The sequence below is a fragment of the Photobacterium indicum genome, assembly GCF_003026215.1.
GTDB lineage: Bacteria > Pseudomonadota > Gammaproteobacteria > Enterobacterales > Vibrionaceae > Photobacterium > Photobacterium indicum.
The window spans coordinates 1-575 of the sequence record NZ_PYOC01000037.1 but is presented as its reverse complement, the minus strand read 5'-3'; the positions used below and the strand labels follow the sequence as shown (position 1 = coordinate 575).

General features: G+C 48.3%; 1 protein-coding gene. It reads right to left on the bottom strand.

The genetic code is table 11. The annotated features are described in order from the left end of the window. A partial coding sequence (locus C9J47_RS27205) for a hypothetical protein (RefSeq protein WP_170107586.1) occupies positions 1-575 on the bottom strand: 575 nt, incomplete at both ends.

The following is a 575-nucleotide window of genomic DNA, read 5'->3' as shown; positions in this document are numbered from 1 at the left end:
AGTATGATCCAACGGGACATTCTGTTCGATAGTCACCGTAACTTTCACGTCTTGACCTTGCTGCTCACCAGACAAAGAAACGGTTACAGCAACAGTACCGTTCGGCAGTTTACCGACCAGATTACCGTTACTATCCACTTCAAACGTCAGTCCCTCACCACCAGAGGTCAGTTCGTTTTGCAGCTCAGTGATCAAATCACTTTGTAATGCTGGGTCAATTTTTACTGAACCCGGAACAAGGCTGTCTTCGCCCGCCTTGATAACAAACGAGCCCGATTGTGATGCAGGGTATGTGGTATCGGTATCACTCGGATTAACACCGTCACCCACCGTGTCTAAATCGCCTTCGTTCAGTGTTAGCGCACCTTGGTCGCCACCCGTGGCATTAGTGCCGTCAGTAATAGTGATATCCATTGAACCGTCAGTGGTATCACCATCTTTGTCAGTGGCAGTAACGTTCAAATCGATATTGGTGGATTCGCTGTCACCTTGGTCAATTGGACCTGTTACGGTAACCTTATATGAACCGTCGGTATCGACAGTTACCGTCATCACGGTGTCGCCAGCACTATCAA